The following is an 18278-nucleotide window of genomic DNA, read 5'->3' as shown; positions in this document are numbered from 1 at the left end:
GCTTTTTTGTGGATGAAATAAAGACAGGTTTCAACTTGTCTTATCAAGCGCCGAACAACCCAAGATCACCTGCTTCTCAACTCCCAACTTGTTGGCTATGGATTACATTGTTTCACGGCCTCACCTTGAGGAATTGCACATTATGGTTCACTATCAAAATCAAAGTATTTGCTAGGAGCTGATAGTTGTGGATGAGGAAAAGCCGGATCAAACTTGCTGCGCAAATAGCGCAACTCAAATTTGCGCTTGATAATGTACCAGCATACGTATACATCAAAAATGAACACTCTTTATATGTTTATGCTAACAAACAAACACTTGATTTGTTTGGGTGCACTGAAGATACGTTAGAACAATTTGGCGACCACGATTTCTTTCCTGCTGATACGGTCAAAAATATTCGCGATTCTGACTCACAAGTATTATTGGGAGAGCGCACCAAGGAGGAAGTAACCGTTTCTTATCCTGATGGTAGGGAAGCGGTATATTGGGAAGTCAAAACACCTTTATACAGTGTTGCTGAACCTGAAAAAATAGTGGGTATTCTCGGCGTATCTACCGACATTACGAAAAGAAGAAATTTAGAAGAGCTATTAAAACACGCTGCTTCCACTGATCCTCTCACAGGTTTGTTAAATCGTCGCTATTTCTTCGATAGATTAACCCATGCTTTGCAATTGAGTAAGCGTTACCAAAGTTCCGGTGGGGTGATCTATATCAACACTGACAAGTTTAAGACGATCGCCTACGATTTTGGTCACGCTGCAGGCGACGCCTACCTTATTGAAGTGGCTGAACGCTTACGTCAAATAATGCGTGAAGCAGACAGTATTGCTAGTTTGGGTAATGGAGAATTCGCTGTCTTAGTCGAGGGCTTAAACCCTAATCAGCATAAAGCGCGAGAAAGCGTTGTTGATATAGCGGATAAAATCAAATCGGCTATCGTCCGAGAATATGTAATTCAAGGTGTTACCTATACTGGAATTGCACATGCTGGGGTTACGGTGTTTCTTGGTGAACAGCAAAGTGCCGATGACATTATCGCCGAGGCACAGAAGCAAATGCATATCGTAAAATCTGCACTGGGCTAGATATAAAGTAATTAGAAATTACAATTAACCAAATTGTTTTGTGAGTACGACTTTGAGTGAACTTAAAACGCGACCAAATGATGCTGATGTAATTACATTTCTCGAAACCATCGAACACCCTGTTAGAAAGGCGGATGCACTTGTATTGCTTGATTTGTTTATTAAGGTGACAGGGCGTGAAGCCGTAATGTGGGGGGATTCCATTATTGGCTTTGGTCGCTATAGCTATTCTAACTCTAAGGGCGAGTATACATGGCTGATGACCGGGTTTTCTCCACGCAAAAGCAACCTTTCTTTGTACATCATGCAGGGATTTGAGCATTTTAATGAGGAAGTCGCGGCATTAGGGAAGACAAAGCATGCTAAGTCGTGTCTCTATATCAATAAGCTCAGTGATATCGATTTGGATAAATTAGAAAGTCTACTGAGAAACGTTGTCGCTGATATGCACAAGCGATACAAATGTGAATAGCCACCACTATTTCACTTGACCTGTCTACTGCCTTACACTTTAAAGTACTTAACCATCTTCAATCATACATGGGCAACGCATGTATAAAATCTCTGAATTTGCAGCTGCGTTAGGGCTATCTCGCACCGCCGTGTTGCATTATGAAAAGCTGCAACTGATATCGGGTGTTCGATTGGACAATGGTTACCGCATATACAGCGACAAAGACCTGCAGCGAATGCGTTTGGTTCTTCAGCTACATGCTGGCGGACTTACGCTCAAGGAATGCAAAGCGTGTCTTGATGCCAAAATAGACAAGCAGTTGTTGCAAAGTCGGCTCATTACCCTTGATGAAGAAATAAAGCAAAAGCAGCAGGCGCATGCGCTACTCAGTGCAATGTTAGGTCAAGGCGACCTTACGCATTGGCACCAAGAATTGGAGTGCAGCGCGCCCGATGCGCATTTAGATTGGTTAATAACGCAGGGCTTCAGCGAAAAAGAAGCGCTGCGCTTGAAATGGTTATCAAAAGATATGAATGAACATGAACAATATATGGCTGACTTTATGACAGTCTTCGGCACTCGAACGCTGGGCACCCGGCAGTGAAGCCGATACCAAAAAGGCATTAGCATTTGTACCTGAGCATACGCAGCGTATTTTAGAAGTTGGCTGTGGCAAAGGTTTAGCAACCGAAGTGCTTGCTAATCATACTGAGGCTGCAATTCTTGCAGTAGACAACGAGCAGGCGGCTTTAGATGCTCTGTGCAGCCGATTCGAACAGCTTTCGATGGCAAACAGGCTAGAAACCCTATGTGCGAGTATGACTGAGCTACCTATAGCTCAAGGCAGTGTTGAACTGATTTGGTCTGAAGGCAGTGCGTATATCATGGGTGTTGAAAAGGCGCTGCGTCAGTGGCGTCCCTTGCTGCAGAATGATGGTTACCTTGTGATTAGCGACCTTGTATGGCAAAGCGACTCAGCCAGTGAGGAAGCGATCGATTTTTGGCAACGCGAGTACCCAGATATGGTGAGTGTTGATGAGCGTATTGCACAGGTGCAACAGTTAGGATACCGTTTGGTTGCTCACTTTCCTCAGAGCGAGCATGCTTGGCAAAGCTATTATGGCCCTTTGCGTGAACGCGTAATGGCACTAGAGCCGAGCATGCCCGATTCAGCAGCGCTAAAAGCAATTAAGCGAGAAATCACTATTTGCACTGAGTATGCGAGTGAATTTGGTTATCACATGTTTGTATTGATGAAATCTGATTGATAGTAAATCAAAGAGAAGCCGCTTGGGTGTGTCGAGCTTTTTTCAAAACAGAATGTAAGATTTTACATTCTGTTGCTACTAACTATAAAAACACCAATAAAAACGCGCTATGCCCGAATATTTTTACAGTCTGAAAATTGAACCCTACCTAAGCATTTTGTTCAAGCTTTGCCGCGCCTACAGTGACAATCAAGCTGATTTAGACGACTTGATGCAGGAAGTTTGCTTACAAGTATTCATTAGCCACAAAAACTTCAAAGGTGAGGCAAGCTGGAGCACGTGGATTTACCGAGTTGCACTGAATGTATGTTTAACGTTTAACCGTGATAAGAAGCAAACATCACAACTTGATGAGATAGATTTAGGAGAACATCAAGTCTCGCACAGTATTGAGGCTTTAGACCTTCTTTATAAGGGGCTAAGAAAACTGCAGCAAGTGGATAGGGCATTATTGGTAATGTATCTAGAGGGGTTTTCATACGAGGAAATCGCCGCCGTGGTAGGGGGAAATGCTAACAGTCTTGCTGTGAGGGTGAAACGCTTAAAAGATAATGTGGCAAAGGAGCTTGATAAAAATGACTAAAAGCATCGAAGAGATTTGGCAGCAAGCAAGTTACGAAGAACAAAGTACGTTATCCGAGTATTTGCATCGCAAAGAATCTGAGTCACAGGATTTATTACATCAGTTATGTATTAAATATCAGCTCAACAACAAATGGATGGGGTTAGGGGCAATTTTATCATTTTGCTTATTGCCTTTGTTCGGTATGTTTTATCTCGCGTTGGCACTGGGTTTCACCTTCTTCGGTGTGTTTTTATTAGGTCGGGCCCAAATCAAGGAGTTATCCGAGCTGGATAAAGCAATGTCTTGCTACGACTACCTTCAAGGTTATCGAGCCTATATGGAACGCGCGAAAAGACACTATGGCAACATTTACAGAGTCATCTACCCAGGTCTGTACGTCGCATTGCTCGTTGAGTTTTTCTCGAGTACTGGGGGGGTGTATTTTTTAAATGACTTAATCGCGGATGGTTCGCCTGTTTATATAGGGTTACCTCTCGAAGTACTTATTTTTGGTGGGATTTCAACATTACTCATTGCCGTTTCTGCTCGGGCACTTTACTTAAAAGAAGTGAACGTGTTTTATGGCTCAGAGCTTCGTAAATTAGATGCGCTGATTGACGAGCTTAAACCATTGCACTGACTTATACCAACCCGCATAAATATCTGGTCAATCTAGCGAGTTCAATGACGCGCTAATTGCGTTGAAATCTTTCTCTGTACGCCTACATGGATGTAGGTGGTAGAGCGGCGCAGGAGTCAAAGCCGAGAATAACTACATACAAAAATTTCCGCCTTACTAGCACGCCATAGCTTTGTCGTAATGTAGGGTCACATCCTTAAGCGGATTGGTATTAAACGATAAGTACTAATAAAAAACGCGAGCCAGGCTCGCGTTTTTTAGTGTCATCAAATGGCTTTATTACAAGCTTTCGATTTTTGCTTTTTGCTCAAGTAGTTTCGCTTTCGCGTCACTGAATTCAGCAAGCTTAGACTTTTCTTTTTCAAGCACCGCTTCAGGTGCGTTGCTTACGAACTTTTCATTCGCAAGCTTTTTCTCCACCTGCTCTAAACCTTTTTGCGCTTTATCAAGTTGCTTGGCGATACGAGCAAGTTCAGCTTCAACATCAATCAAGCCTGCCATTGGGATCATGATTTCAAGTTTGCCAACCATCGCCGTTGCACATGCAGGTGCTTCATCCGCGCTGGCAAGCACTGTTACTTCTTCTAGCTTAGCAAGCGAGCTTAGGAAGTTACGGTTTTGCTCCAGACGACGAATATCTTCATCACCGGCATGAGCAAGAAGCACATTCAGTGGCTTGCTTGGGCTAATGTCCATTTCACCACGGATGTTACGAATAGCGACGATGAATTGTTTTACCCATTCAAAGATCAGCCATTGCGGTGGCATCGACTTTGCTCTCATCAAAGTGCGGGAACGCTTGCAGCATGATGGTGTTAGCTTCAATACCCGCAATCGGTGCTACACGCTTCCAGATTGTTTCTGTGATGTAAGGCATCAACGGGTGCATGAGGCGAAGTAGGCCTTCCAATACAGTGATAAGCGTATGACGTGTGCCACGTTGCTGTACTTCGTTACCTTTGAATAATACTGGTTTAGTCAGCTCTAGGTACCAGTCACAGAATTGGTTCCAAGTGAACTCGTAAATCGTATTAGCAGCAAGGTCGAAACGGTAGTTGTCCAAGTGCTCAGTGAAGGTTTTCACTGTTTGCTGGAATTGACCTTGGATCCAACGATCTGCAAGCGAGTATTCACGCTGTGCATCATTGAAGCCACAATCTTGCTCTTCTGTATTCATTAGCACGTAGCGGCTAGCGTTCCAAAGCTTGTTACAGAAGTTACGGTAACCTTCAAGACGGTTCATATCCCAGTTGATATCACGGCCTGTTGATGCCATTGCCGCAAGGGTAAAGCGCAACGCATCTGTACCGTGTGGTTCAATACCATCGGCGAATGTCTTACGGGTGTTCTTCTCAATCTTCTTCGCCAGCTGTGGCTGCATCATGTTGCCAGTACGCTTAGTCACAAGGCTTTCAAGGTCGATACCGTCAATCATGTCGAGTGGGTCTAGGACGTTACCTTTAGACTTCGACATCTTGTCGCCGTTCTCATCTCGGATAAGGCCAGTCACATACACGGTTTTGAATGGTACTTGTGCTTTGCCGTCTTCGTCTTTGATGAAGTGCATGGTCATCATGATCATGCGCGCAACCCAGAAGAAGATGATGTCAAAGCCGGTGACCAACACGTTAGACGGGTGGAATACTTTTAGGTCTTCAAGGTTGTTTGGCCAGCCTAGTGTAGAGAAAGTCCACAATGCCGATGAGAACCACGTATCAAGTACGTCGTCATCTTGGCTTAGTGCGACATCGTCGCTTAGGTTATCGTCACGGCGCACTTCTGCTTCATCGCGGCCAACGTACACGTTACCTTCGTTGTCGTACCAAGCTGGAATGCGGTGACCCCACCATAACTGACGCGAGATACACCAATCTTGGATATCACGCATCCATGCAAAGTACATGTTTTCGTATTGCTTCGGTACGAACTGGATATCACCGTCTTCAACCGCTTTAATTGCAGGCTCAGCCAGTGGTGCAACACGCACATACCATTGGTCGGTCAGTAGTGGCTCAATAACTACACCTGAGCGGTCACCGTAAGGTACGGTTAGGCTATGGTCATCGATTTTCTCAAGCAAACCAGCTTGCTCAAACTCTTCCACAACTTTGGCACGTGCATCGAAGCGGTCTAAACCATGGAAACGCTCTGGAATTGGCGCATCAAATTCAAGTGGCTTACCGTCGAATGTGAAGGTTTCACCAACGCTTAAGATCGCCGCATCTTTATCGAATACGTTGATCATCGGCAATTGATGGCGTTTACCTACTTCGTTATCATTGAAGTCGTGCGCAGGAGTGATTTTCACACAGCCTGTGCCTTTTTCCATATCCGCATGCTCATCGGCAACGATAGGAATACGACGATTAACGATAGGTAATAGAATTTCTTTACCAATAAGGTCTTGGTAACGCTCATCATCAGGGTTTACTGCAACACCTGTGTCGCCTAGCATAGTTTCAGGGCGCGTAGTTGCAACTACGATGTAGTCTTTACCGTCTTGCGTTTTAACGCCGTCGGCAAGCGGGTAGCGCAAGTTCCACATGTGGCCTTGCTTGTCTTTGTTTTCTACTTCTAGGTCTGAAATGGCCGTGTGTAGTTTTGGATCCCAGTTAACTAGGCGCTTACCGCGGTAGATTAGGTCATCTTTGTAAAGACGAACAAATACTTCTTTTACTGCTTCTGATAGACCTTCGTCCATGGTGAAGCGTTCACGATCCCAATCCACTGATGCACCTAGGCGGCGAAGCTGCTTGGTGATCGTGCCACCTGATTGCTCTTTCCACTCCCAGATTTTATCGATGAATGCATCGCGGCCCAAGTCGTGGCGTGTTTTACCTTCTTCAGCGGCAAGCTTACGCTCTACAACCATTTGTGTTGCGATACCTGCGTGGTCAGTACCCACTTGCCAAAGCGTGTTGTTGCCTTGCATACGCTTGAAGCGGATTAGGGTATCCATGATGGTATCCTGGAACGCGTGGCCCATGTGTAGGCTACCAGTGACGTTTGGAGGCGGGATCATAATCGAGTACGAGTCGCCTTCGCCACTTGGTTTAAAGTAACCGTTTTCTTCCCACTCTTGGTAGAGAGATTGTTCAATATCTTGCGGATTGTAGGTTTTATCCATTGCCCAGGACCTTCACTAAATTCTGTCTAAACTTTTTGTGTGCTTAGCTGCGCGCCAATGTCGCGAAGCTGCTTGTATTTTGCTCGTGCCGCATGTTTGCGCTGCTCATCGGCAGGCACAAAATCTAAAATGGTGTCGAAGCGGCGGATGAAATCCGGCACTGTTGACGCTAAATTAATTAGCACAGTGCGCTTGGCGACTGGCGGCGTTTGGCCAATCTCCACGGCGGCACCACCTCGGGAACCTTCGCCTTGAAGGTTGTGAGGCACAAAGCTGTCGGCGTCAAACGCCCATAAATGCTGGTCGATCAGATGTGCATCGTCACGATTATCAACAAAAATAAACACTCTTTTGCCTTGGCGATATTGCTCAGCCGCAAGGCGAGCGCCAAGATCAAAATGAGCCGGCACTTGATTGCCCGGCTCATCAGCATGTTCTAGCAGGTAAAATAACGCGTGCATTGCGTCCTCTACGCGGCTCGTTAATCCGCCAATTTTGACACAATCGGCAGTTTGCATCAATGAATAAGCCCCTTAAAAAAGGGGCTTATCGTTCACTCTATGAGTTTCTTGCGAAGATTAGTCTTGCGGGCTTTCTGAAACACCAGCGCGATTAATCAAGTATTGGGTAAGCATAGGCACAGGTCGGCCTGTTGCTCCTTTGTTTTTACCGCCGCTGCGCCATGCAGTCCCAGCGATATCCAAGTGCGCCCAGTTATATTTCTTGGTGAATTTAGACAAGAAACATGCCGCAGTGATAGTTCCCGCAGCACGACCACCTAAGTTGGTGAAATCAGCGAACGGACTTTCTAGTTGCTCGTGATAGTCGTCCCATAATGGAAGTTGCCATGCACGGTCGCCACTTTGCTCACCGGCTTTTAATAGGTCATGCGCCAGTGGGTTATGATTTGAAAGCATGCCTGTCGCGTGCGCGCCCAGTGCGATGATACAGGCACCTGTTAGAGTTGCCACATCGATTACTGTGTCTGGTTCGAATGCTTCTACATAGGTGAGCGCATCGCATAGTACCAAACGGCCTTCGGCGTCCGTGTTGAGCACTTCCACAGTTTGGCCTGACATCGTTGTGAGGATGTCGCCTGGACGATACGCATTGCTGCCCGGCATGTTTTCACAACCAGCCAGTACACCAATCACATTAATCGGCAGGTTCATCTCTGCGATCGAACGCATGGTGCCGATAACACCCGCTGCACCGCCCATGTCGTATTTCATTTCATCCATGCCTTCGCCTGGCTTGATAGAAATACCGCCTGAATCGAATGTCAAACCTTTACCCACAAGTACGATTGGTGCAGCATCTTCAACACCTCCATTGTAATGAATAACCGACATTACAGATTCGTTCGCACTGCCACGGCCAACAGCGAGGTAGGAATGCATACCCAGCTCTTCCATTTCTTGCTCGCCAACCAAGTTTACGGTGACTTTATCGAATTCTGTTTCCAGTGACTTGGCTTGCTCACCTAAGTAACGCGGGTTACAGATATTGGGTGGCATGTTGGCAACGTCTTTACATAATTTAGCACCTGACGCGATTGCTAGACCATGCTCAATGGCGCTTTCACCGATAGGCAATTCGCGGCGAGTAGGGACGTTAAATACAATTTTACGTAGAGGGCGACGTGGGTCGCTCTTTTTACTTTTTAGCTCGTTAAAGGTGTATAAGCAATCTTGTGTTGTTTCAACAGCTTGACGCACTTTCCAATACGTGTCGCGGCTCTTAACGTGTTGTTCGGTTAAGAAGCAAACGGCTTCCATCGCACCTGTTTCGTTCAGCGTGTTGATCGTTTTGGAGATGATTTGTTTGTATTGTTTGTCATCCAGTTCACGTTCTTTACCACAGCCCACAAGTAGCACGCGCTCACTTAGCACATTTGGCACATGGTGCAGTAATAACGTTTGGCCCGGCTTACCTTCGAGATCACCGCGACGCAATAGATTAGAAATATAGCCTTCACTGATTTGGTCCAGCTGTTCGCCAATGGGGGATAGACGGCGTGGCTCGTATACACCGACTACGATACAGGCACTGCGCTGTTTCTCTGGACTACCACTTTTTACGCTAAATTCCATTGTGACTCCTAATTGAGGAAATATCAGCTCTTCATTAATTTTTACCATGAAGTCGCTGTGAAAGTACTTTTAATTTGCCAGTGAACTATTTGCGCAATTCATTATCCACTAAACTAAAGTGTAGACAATTGCATACCTTAGGTATGATATTTAATGCGCTTGGCATATAATAAAGTGACTAAAATAACTAGTTTACTCAAATTTTCCCACTATGCCAGTGAAAGACGACGTTTTTAGGGGCGGACATTGCTGATTTTTCGATACTTAACCGCTGAAGTTTTTAAGTCGCAGGTGGCTGTTTTTCTTACACTCATGACGATATTTGTAAGTCAAAAGTTCGTCGTGATATTAGGTGATGCTTCTGAAGGAAGTATCCCCGCAAAACTTGTGCTTTCTGTGGTGGCACTTAAGCTGCCGCAACTCGCTTCTCTTATTCTCCCTTTGAGTATTTTTCTGGGAATTATCCTTGCGTACAGTCGTGTCTATGCAGATAGCGAAATGACAGTACTCAAAGCCTGCGGCGTGAGTGAATGGTATGTGGTGCGAGTTACGCTTATTTCGAGTACCGTACTGGCAATTCTGGCTGGAGCAATGACATTGTACCTTGCACCGTGGGCCAGTGAAAAAGAATATCAATTGAAAGAGCGCGCAGAGGCTGAAGCCGGACTCAGTGCGCTGCGAGCTGGTCGATTCCAAGAAACGGGTAATGAAAAAGCCGTGGTGTTTATCCATAACATTGATGATGGTGGTCGCTCACTCAATCGTGTTTTTGTTGCGCAATTACAACGTGGTGAAGGCCCGCAGAAATCGCAAATAGTATACGCTGATATGGGGCGGGTTGAAGAACGCGACAACGGCGAGCAGCAGCTTATTATGAGTAATGGTCAGCGCGTTGAAGTGAAAGATGATGCATTGGATATTCAGCGTACTGAATTCGATACTTATCAAGTGCAAATTCGCGAACAAGCCATTGAACATCAACGCCGCAAATTAGAGGCTGTGCCGACTTCTGAATTGTTGAAGCAAGATACCAATGAAGCGGTTTCTCAGTTGCAATGGCGTATGGCTATCCCATTGTCTATTCCGTTATTGACGCTAATTGCGGTGCCTTTGAGTGTGGTTAATCCGCGTCAGGGCAAATTTGCCAAACTTGTTCCAGCAATCAGCTTGTACCTAGGTTATTTCATCTTGCTCAAAGCAGCTGAATTCGCACTAGAAGACGGTAAGATCCCAGTATCTGCTGGATTATGGTGGGTGCATTTGAGTGCTCTATTTATTGGTGCATTTTTGATTATTAAAGGTCGACCTGTGGGTGCTTGGCTCAGAGCGACATTCTTGCGTCGAGGAAGTGCAGTATGATGAAAACTCTCGACTGGTATCTAGGTCGCAGTATCATGCAAACCACTGGGTTTGCCTTGCTCGTATTGGTCGGCATTAGCACCTTAATCAAATTTATTGAGCAGCTTAAATCTGTTGGTCGTGGCAGTTACGATTTGATGGATGCAATGCTTTATACGTTCTATAGCATGCCAGGTGACATTGTGGTGTTTTTCCCTATGGCAGCTTTGATCGGTGGCCTTACAGGTTTAGGGGCGCTCGCCTCAAACAGTGAGCTGGTGGTTATGCAAGCTGCGGGTATGTCACGTTTGCAAGTGATCACTTCGGTGATGAAAACCGCCATTGTAATGGCACTCGTGATGATGGCCGTTGCCGAGTGGGGAGTGCCTAGAGCTGAACAAACAGCAAAGCAACTTCGCTCTAACGCTATCTTCGGTGGTGATGTGTTTAGTGCACAACAGGGCGTCTGGGCGAAGGACGGCGACGTGTTTATTAATATCGAAGACGTCGATCAACAGGGCCAACTTAATGGTGTACGCATGTACCATTTTGATGACAAGTTGCAGCTCGATCAAGTTACATTCGCAGATAGAGCCTTTAATCAACCGGGTGGATGGTTACTTCAAGGTGTACGCACGTTAGACATGGACGAGCAGCAAGTCACTGAGCAACAGCAAAAGCAGATGTTTTATCGCTCAGAATTAACCGCTGAAAAACTCGGTGTTGTATCTGTTAAGCCTGAAACTTTATCGTTCACTGGATTATGGTCCTATTTGCAGTATTTACGTCAGAACGACCAGGACACATCCACGTATGAACTCGCATTGTGGCGTAAAATAATGCAGCCCGTAGCCTTGGGAGTCATGTTGTTGGTGGCGTTATCTTTCATCTTTGGTCCATTGCGTACAGTGACCATGGGTGCACGTATCGTCATGGGCGTGATCACCGGTATTGTATTCCACCTCACCGATCGCATTTTCGGGCCGATAGTCTCTGTGTACCAGATACCTGCGTTTATAGGCGCCGTACTGCCGAGCGTGTTATTCATTGTGTTCGCAAGTTATCTACTTAAGCGCCGAAACTAAAAACCGCACTTTGGGGCTCATACATTCACGCAAAATGAGCCCAATTACTTCATAACGAGTTTAAAACATCAGAGCATGGCAGATACATCATGGCATATGCCGTTTTGTGAGCATTAAGCCTGCATAACAGCCTCTTTGCTTTGTGTGAATGGGTTACTTATATAGGGTGAGTGAGGACGAAGGCCTAATAGAAGATAGCGTGAGCGACTAGTTGGCCGCTCAGCGCGAAGATTCATTAATCTAGAGAGCGATATATTTGCTTATTATCTTCTTTGGACAGAGTGACTACGTGACAGCCGGAAAGGTGATCTTGCAGTGCTCGCTGATTTTTAAAATCCACTAAAACCAGCAAATTTCCAAGCCCGCACAGTGACGCTAAACTGCGCCATGCAGCTTGCCAAAAGGTTGGTAGTGAACCATCTACACGGCGAACCTGTAAGCGCCAAGCACGCATGCCAATAGTTTGACCACTCTTGCTCCAAAAGTAGCCGAAAAAGCAAATGCTTACGATAACTAGTAGCACGTCACGTAAGACATATAAGACAGTGTTTTGCTGAATGAGGTCGGCAACATCTTGGGCGTCGCCTAGGGCAACCCACCCGAGAGACACGGCACCTTGAACCAATAGAAGGTAAACAACCGTTGTAAGCATGGCAAAAGCGATGACGACAAGACCATCGTAGATGAGGGACGCAAGGCGGCGACCAAAGCCAGCAGATAAAGGTTTCGAAGACGACATGGTTAGTTTTCTCTCAATCAAAATCGGCGACAGTGTAACAAAGGCGATTGGCAAAGGCGATTATTTCACTTTAGGTGCCTATACGATGCGATGAGTAAGTGAGCATAAACCCCATAAAAAGTCTGGATTTGTTCGAATAGTGGGCAGTTGACAGATTTCTAACATAAAACGCTTGCCGCGCTAAACATTCTTTGTATAATGCAGGGCATAGAGATGAGGGCAGATAAACAAAGCCTTTGCTCTGAAGTGGTTTTTCTTTATCTTCTCGCTGAGAAGGTCAAAGAAAAAAGATGCCAGTGTGATGGAATTGGTAGACATGACGGATTCAAAATCCGTTGCCTTCGGGCGTGGCGGTTCAAGTCCGCCCACTGGTACCACTTTTGATAACCCTAGCCGATTGGCTGGGGTTTTTTATGCGTGCAATCCCTGCACTTGCTCTTCTGGCCAGCCACCGAGCTGACCTAAGCTGGCCTACCAACATGCAAAAATACTCTGGGTATTATTTAATGAGTAGAACTCGTAATGCTGCGTTGCTGTAGCACTGCACAGTGGCGAATACGCTCAAAGAAGCTTTAACGTCGGGCATAACCTGTCAGCGATAAGTTCATTCACTTCCAGCTAGTTAACTTATTCTGAATGACAGTCATTCATGATGCATGTTAGGGTTTCACTTCAATATATTATTAATGAATATTGGTTTTTTCATTCTTTCAGACAAGGAAGTTAGTTATATGCATCTTCGTACTTTTATTAAGTCCGTTGCCATGTTTGCCGTAATTGGTTCACTCGTGGGATGTGGCGGCAGTGGTTCATCTTCAACACCTGATACAGCTCCGCCTGTCATCACATTAAATGGTCCGTCAGAAATGCGCGTCGTGTTAGGCGAAGATTATATTGAAGAAGGCGCAGAGGCCACCGATGCAGTTGATGGAAATGTGGCTGTTACCATATCTGGTCATGTCGATACTACTACAGAAGGTAGCTATATTGTTACTTACACTGCAATAGACAACGCAAGTAATCAGTCTAGCAAGTCTCGTACTGTTGTTGTTTTTGAACCTAAACCTTTTATAACAACTTGGGACACTCAACAGCTCGGTGTGAGTGAAGATTACCAGATAAAAATTGACACAGAGGGAACAGGTTTTAACTACAGCGTAGAGTGGGGTGATGGGCATGTTGATCACAATGTAACCGGCGATATTACACATTCATATGACTCAAGCGGTGTATACACAGTTTCAATAAGCGGCGACTTCCCACATTTATCTATGGGACCTCTCAGTAGTGACAGTAGAAAGCTTCTTTCTATAGAGCAGTGGGGCGATATTAAATGGAGCTCAATGGAATATAGCTTTTGGGCAGCAAGCAATCTAGTTATCAATGCGACAGACATGCCCGATTTATCGAATGTTATCAGCATGGAAGGAATGTTTGGTAATAACAGTTCATTGTCTTATATTCCTAACGTTGAGCGTTGGGATGTGTCGAGTGTGACCAATATGGCCAGTATGTTTAGCGGAACACAATTCGACCAAGATATTAGTAGTTGGAACGTATCCAATGTCACGGATATGAGCTACATGTTCAGGCGAGCACGTTTATTTAATCAAGACATTGGCAACTGGGATGTATCAAATGTTACTGACATGTCACTTATGTTTAGATTTGCAACGCTGTTTAATCAAGACATTGGCAACTGGGATGTCTCAAATGTCACTGGGATGACAGGTATGTTTGGGCATACAACGCTGTTTAATCAGAATATCGGTAATTGGGATGTATCGAACGTGACTCATATGGCGGCTATGTTTGAGTCTACTTCAGCCTTTAACAGTTATATTGGCGACTGGGACGTGTCTAATGTTACTTATATGGAAGCCATGTTTTCGGGAGCAAAGCAGTTTAACCGAGAAATAGGTAATTGGGACGTGTCTAATGTTACTGATATGGAAGCCATGTTTTCGGAAACCGAGCAGTTTAATCAAGCAATTGGGCACTGGGACGTCTCCAATGTTACTGATATGGATGCCATGTTTGCGGATGCTAAGCGGTTTAACCAAGACATAGGCGATTGGGACGTCTCTAATGTCAACCGTATGGCTCACATGTTTAGCGGAACAGAGCAGTTTAATCAATATATAGGCGATTGGGATGTATCTAACGTTACTCATATGGCATGGATGTTTAGCCAAGCAGAGCAGTTTAATCAATATATAGGCGATTGGGATGTATCTAACGTTACTAGTATGGTAGGAATGTTTTACACGGCCAATTCATTTAATAGTGCTATCGGGAATTGGGACGTTTCCAGTGTCACCCATATGAGATATATGTTTGAGAACAATACAGCATTTAATCAAGATATAGGAAGTTGGGACGTTTCAAATGTTAAATTTATGGTACGTATGTTTAAGGATAATTCGGCTTTCGACCAAAACATTGGGAGATGGAACGTCACAAGTATAAAGTCTATGGAAGAAATGTTCGCAGGTGTAACACTAAAAACAGTGAACTATGATGCGATATTACGAGGGTGGAGCTTGCAAAACGTCAATGAAAACGTAAAGTTTGACGCAGGAAACAGTAAATATTCAGATGTAGCAGCAAGAGAGCGCCTAGGCGCTAAATGGATAATCACCGACGGCGGCCCAGCGAATTAACCCAAGTATTTTATAGAGTAAGGGTGATTAATAAGCCCTTTGTTTTCTGCATAGCGCAGGATATTTGATAACCCTAGCCGATTGGTTGGGGTTTTTTATGCGTGCAATCCCTGCACTTGCTCTTCTGGCCAGCCACCGAGCTGACCTGCGAACATTCAAAAATACTCTAGGTATTATTTAATGAGTAGAACTCGTAATGCTGCGTTGCTGTAGCAATTTACAGTGGCGAATATGCTCAAAGAAGTTTTAACGTCGGGCATAACCTGTCAGCGATAAGTTCATTCACTTCCAGCTAGTTAACTTATTCTGAATGACAGTCATTCATGATGCATGTTAGGGTTTTACATCAAGATATTATTAATTGAATATTTGTTTTTTCATTCTTTCAGACAAGGAAGTTAGTTATATGCATCTTCGTACTTTTAGTAAGTCCGTTGCCATGTTTGCCGTAATTGGTTCACTCGTGGGGTGTGGCGGCAGTGGTTCATCTTCAACACCTGATACAACTCCGCCTGTCATCACATTAATTGGCCCGTCTGTTGTCAACCTGGATTATCAAGAGACTTACAGTGAGCAAGGAGCAACCGCAGTCGATAATGTGGATGGAACGGTAGCTGTAAGTATCACGGGAGCGATAGACTCAAGCAATTTGGGTGATTACACCGTTACATATACTGCCTCTGACGCTGCGGGTAATACTGCATCCGTGACAAGGCAAGTTCAAGTATCGGATTTATCGGGTCCTGAAATTAGCCTTAATGGTCCGTCAGAAATGCGCGTTGTGTTAGGCGAAGATTATATTGAAAAAGGCGCAGAGGCCACCGATGCAGTTGATGGTAATGTGACTGTTACCATATCTGGTCAGGTCGATACGGCTACAGCAGGTAGCTATATTGTTACTTACACTGCAACAGACAACGCAAGTAATCAGTCTAGCAAGTCTCGTACTGTTGTTGTTTTTGAACCTAAACCTTTTATAACAATTTGGGACACCCAACAGCTCGGTGTGAGTGAAGATTACCAGATAAAAATTGACACAGAGGGAACAGGTTTTAACTACAGCGTAGAGTGGGGTGATGGGCATGTTGATCACAATGTAACCGGCGATATTACGCACTCATACGACTCAAGCGGTGTATATACCGTTTCAATAAGCGGTGACTTTCCACACTTTTATATGGCGAAAGAGCAAAGGCGTGCTGGCTCTGAACGATTCGAAAGTGATAATAGGAAGCTTCTTTCTGTGGAGCAATGGGGGGATATTGAGTGGAAATCAATGCACTCAAGTTTTCAAGATACATATAATCTGGTCGTTAACGCAACTGATATACCTGACCTTACCGACGTATCTGATATGAGCTACATGTTCGCTGGTGCGTATAAGTTCGAAAGTGACAACTACGATGAGCTACGTGCCATTCCTAACATCGAAGATTGGAACGTCTCTAACGTTAACAATATGGCTTTTTTATTCAGTGGGTTACCTTTTAATCAAGACATCAGTGATTGGGATGTGTCCAATGTAACGAATATGTCAGGTCTGTTTTATTTTGCTGAGTTCTTTAATCAAGATATCAGTAGCTGGAATGTATCTAGCGTAAAAGACACTAGCCTAATGTTTTCCTCTACTACAGCATTCAATCAAAACATTGGTGATTGGGATGTCTCTAGCGTTGAGAATATGCAAAGGATGTTCGCATTTTCCAACTTTAATCGATCCATTAGTAACTGGGATGTCTCAAATGTTACCGATATGGGCCTCATGTTCACTGGTTCGAAGGTTTTCAATCAAGATCTTGGCGGTTGGGATGTGTCTAATGTCACTGATATGGATTCTATGTTTGCTAGTACGAAGAACTTCAATCAAGATATTGGTGGATGGAACGTCTCTAAAGTGACGAACATGAATAGAATGTTCAACAATAGCAGCTTTAATCAACCTATCGGGAGTTGGAATGTCTCGAATGTCACGAATATGGAGTATATGTTTCACGCTACCAGCGCATTCACGCAATACATAGGTGAATGGGATGTATCCAATGTCACTAATATGGAGGGGATGTTTGCAAACTCCGAATATAATCAAGATATTGGCAATTGGGATGTATCAAACGTCACCAACATGAAGCGTATGTTCTATCGCAACACAAAATTCAATCAATACATCGGAGATTGGGTTGTCTCAAATGTTGAAGACATGGAAGAGATGTTTTCTGAGGCGTCATCATTTAACCAAGATTTAGGATTGTGGGATGTATCCAGTCCGAAAATGAGTGGTATGTTTAGAGACGCAGTCTCATTTAATGGCAGTGTTGGTAGTTGGGATGTGTCTCAAGTTATTTATATGTCCAGCTTATTTGAAGGTGCGGTGTCTTTTAACCGAGATATTGGTGACTGGGATGTGTCAAATGTGGGCACAATGCAGGCCATGTTTAAAGGAGCCATTAAATTCAATAAATATATTGGCGATTGGGATACATCGCAGCTAAAGATTGCTGAGGACATGTTTTTTAACGCAGAGAGCTTTAACCAAAATATCAATAATTGGGATATGACTAAAGTGAACTCTATTGAAAGAATGTTTTCAGGAGCATCCAGTTTTAATCAAAGTCTTAATAATTGGAGTTTTCCAAACGTAACCTCAATGATAGAAATGTTCTCTGGCGCAACCAGCTTCAACGGTGATGTTAGTGGATGGAATGTGTCTAATGTCAGCTACATGAGTGAGATGTTTGCTGATGCATCAAGTTTCAATGGTGATATTAGCAACTGGGATGTATCCAATATCTACGGCTCGCCGCATAGTGAACTTCAAACTGGAATGCGTGATATGTTCCGTGGTGTTACATTAAGCACATCGAACTACGATGCCATTTTGCAAAAATGGAGTATGCTAAATGTGAAGGAAAATGTGACTTTTGGTGCAGGGAACAGTAAATATTCAGAGGCATCGGCAGCGGCTAGAGGAATTCTAGGCGCTAAATGGATAATCCTCGACGGCGGCCCAGCGAATTAATTCAAGTATTTTATTAAATAAGGGTGATTAATAAGCCCTTTGCTTATTACATAGCGCAGGATATTTGATAACCCTAGCCGATTGGCTAGGGTTTTTTTATGCGTGCAATCCCTGCACTTACCCTATGGGCCGACCTGCGGCCGTTCAAAAATGTTCCTGACATTTTTGTATGCCTAAAATTTGGTGGTTGCAGACTGAA

General features: G+C 44.4%; 13 protein-coding genes, 1 tRNA gene and 1 pseudogene. 11 read left to right on the top strand and 4 right to left on the bottom strand.

Annotation, left to right across the window (positions count from 1 at the left end; translation table 11 throughout):
- Nucleotides 1-191 precede the first annotated feature (191 nt).
- The 6 genes from ACH19P_RS13575 (at nucleotide 192) to ACH19P_RS13550 (ending at nucleotide 4018) form a co-directional block, all read left to right on the top strand.
- The gene (locus ACH19P_RS13575) at nucleotides 192-1091 is read left to right on the top strand and encodes a sensor domain-containing diguanylate cyclase (RefSeq protein ID WP_462159361.1); all 900 of its coding nucleotides are present in this window, start codon (nucleotides 192-194) and stop codon (nucleotides 1089-1091) included.
- A gap of 52 nt (nucleotides 1092-1143) precedes the next feature.
- Nucleotides 1144-1563, top strand: a complete 420-nt coding sequence (locus ACH19P_RS13570; RefSeq protein ID WP_462159071.1) for a DUF1801 domain-containing protein — start codon at nucleotides 1144-1146, stop codon at nucleotides 1561-1563.
- Between the two features lie 79 nt (nucleotides 1564-1642).
- Nucleotides 1643-2149 carry a MerR family transcriptional regulator gene (locus ACH19P_RS13565; protein WP_462159070.1) on the top strand — a complete coding sequence of 169 codons (507 nt, stop codon included), beginning with the start codon at nucleotides 1643-1645 and terminating at the stop codon, nucleotides 2147-2149.
- A gap of 88 nt (nucleotides 2150-2237) precedes the next feature.
- On the top strand, nucleotides 2238-2813 hold the full coding sequence (locus ACH19P_RS13560; RefSeq protein ID WP_462159069.1) for a class I SAM-dependent methyltransferase: 576 nt from the start codon (nucleotides 2238-2240) through the stop codon (nucleotides 2811-2813).
- Between the two features lie 109 nt (nucleotides 2814-2922).
- Nucleotides 2923-3396, top strand: coding sequence for an RNA polymerase sigma factor (locus ACH19P_RS13555; RefSeq protein ID WP_462159067.1), 474 nt, complete (start codon nucleotides 2923-2925; stop codon nucleotides 3394-3396).
- Nucleotides 3389-4018, top strand: coding sequence for a hypothetical protein (locus ACH19P_RS13550; protein ID WP_462159065.1), 630 nt, complete (start codon nucleotides 3389-3391; stop codon nucleotides 4016-4018). The genes ACH19P_RS13555 and ACH19P_RS13550 overlap by 8 nt, the downstream gene beginning before the upstream one ends.
- A gap of 279 nt (nucleotides 4019-4297) precedes the next feature.
- Here the strand turns inward: ACH19P_RS13550 and ACH19P_RS13545 are convergent.
- From ACH19P_RS13545 to pepA, 3 genes and pseudogenes are all read right to left on the bottom strand, one after another.
- Nucleotides 4298-7145 (bottom strand): annotated as a pseudogene (locus tag ACH19P_RS13545) (valine--tRNA ligase).
- 26 nt (nucleotides 7146-7171) lie between these two features.
- Nucleotides 7172-7606, bottom strand: a complete 435-nt coding sequence (locus tag ACH19P_RS13540; RefSeq protein WP_347390579.1) for a DNA polymerase III subunit chi — start codon at nucleotides 7604-7606, stop codon at nucleotides 7172-7174.
- A gap of 117 nt (nucleotides 7607-7723) precedes the next feature.
- Nucleotides 7724-9238, bottom strand: a complete 1515-nt coding sequence (pepA, locus tag ACH19P_RS13535; RefSeq protein WP_462159064.1) for a leucyl aminopeptidase — start codon at nucleotides 9236-9238, stop codon at nucleotides 7724-7726.
- 246 nt (nucleotides 9239-9484) lie between these two features.
- Between pepA and lptF the strand changes: the two genes are divergently transcribed.
- Nucleotides 9485-10597, top strand: coding sequence for an LPS export ABC transporter permease LptF (gene lptF / locus ACH19P_RS13530; protein WP_462159063.1), 1113 nt, complete (start codon nucleotides 9485-9487; stop codon nucleotides 10595-10597).
- Complete coding sequence (gene lptG / locus ACH19P_RS13525) at nucleotides 10594-11661, top strand: LPS export ABC transporter permease LptG (protein WP_462159062.1); 1068 nt, start codon at nucleotides 10594-10596, stop codon at nucleotides 11659-11661. Before lptF ends, lptG begins: the two co-directional genes overlap by 4 nt.
- A gap of 235 nt (nucleotides 11662-11896) precedes the next feature.
- Here the strand turns inward: lptG and ACH19P_RS13520 are convergent, their stop codons facing one another.
- Nucleotides 11897-12400: an RDD family protein gene (locus ACH19P_RS13520; protein WP_462159061.1), complete on the bottom strand. Its 504-nt coding sequence runs from the start codon at nucleotides 12398-12400 to the stop codon at nucleotides 11897-11899.
- Between the two features lie 292 nt (nucleotides 12401-12692).
- Here ACH19P_RS13520 and ACH19P_RS13515 point away from each other — a divergent pair.
- The 3 genes from ACH19P_RS13515 (at nucleotide 12693) to ACH19P_RS13505 (ending at nucleotide 18079) form a co-directional block, all read left to right on the top strand.
- Nucleotides 12693-12777 (top strand) — tRNA-Leu (locus ACH19P_RS13515).
- Nucleotides 12778-13086: 309 nt separating this feature from the next.
- Nucleotides 13087-15063 (top strand): BspA family leucine-rich repeat surface protein, encoded by a 1977-nt coding sequence (locus tag ACH19P_RS13510; protein WP_462159060.1) that lies wholly within the window; start codon nucleotides 13087-13089, stop codon nucleotides 15061-15063.
- A 406-nt stretch (nucleotides 15064-15469) separates the two neighbouring features.
- Nucleotides 15470-18079: a BspA family leucine-rich repeat surface protein gene (locus tag ACH19P_RS13505; protein WP_462159058.1), complete on the top strand. Its 2610-nt coding sequence runs from the start codon at nucleotides 15470-15472 to the stop codon at nucleotides 18077-18079.
- Nucleotides 18080-18278: the final 199 nt, after the last annotated feature.

This window comes from Pseudoalteromonas sp. GB56, from assembly GCF_054923835.1.
This window is presented reverse-complemented; position numbering and strand designations above follow the sequence as displayed.

What these genes read in the sequence shown, in the direction of transcription:
- lptG (WP_462159062.1), top strand. Translation starts at nt 10,594, where the DNA reads ATGATGAAAACTCTCGACTGGTATCTAGGTCGCAGTATCATGCAAACC.
- ACH19P_RS13505 (WP_462159058.1), top strand. Translation starts at nt 15,470, where the DNA reads ATGCATCTTCGTACTTTTAGTAAGTCCGTTGCCATGTTTGCCGTAATT.
- ACH19P_RS13555 (WP_462159067.1), top strand. Translation starts at nt 2,923, where the DNA reads ATGCCCGAATATTTTTACAGTCTGAAAATTGAACCCTACCTAAGCATT.
- ACH19P_RS13520 (WP_462159061.1), bottom strand. Translation starts at nt 12,400, where the DNA reads ATGTCGTCTTCGAAACCTTTATCTGCTGGCTTTGGTCGCCGCCTTGCG.
- ACH19P_RS13575 (WP_462159361.1), top strand. Translation starts at nt 192, where the DNA reads ATGAGGAAAAGCCGGATCAAACTTGCTGCGCAAATAGCGCAACTCAAA.
- pepA (WP_462159064.1), bottom strand. Translation starts at nt 9,238, where the DNA reads ATGGAATTTAGCGTAAAAAGTGGTAGTCCAGAGAAACAGCGCAGTGCC.
- ACH19P_RS13550 (WP_462159065.1), top strand. Translation starts at nt 3,389, where the DNA reads ATGACTAAAAGCATCGAAGAGATTTGGCAGCAAGCAAGTTACGAAGAA.
- ACH19P_RS13565 (WP_462159070.1), top strand. Translation starts at nt 1,643, where the DNA reads ATGTATAAAATCTCTGAATTTGCAGCTGCGTTAGGGCTATCTCGCACC.
- ACH19P_RS13510 (WP_462159060.1), top strand. Translation starts at nt 13,087, where the DNA reads ATGAATATTGGTTTTTTCATTCTTTCAGACAAGGAAGTTAGTTATATG.
- ACH19P_RS13540 (WP_347390579.1), bottom strand. Translation starts at nt 7,606, where the DNA reads ATGCACGCGTTATTTTACCTGCTAGAACATGCTGATGAGCCGGGCAAT.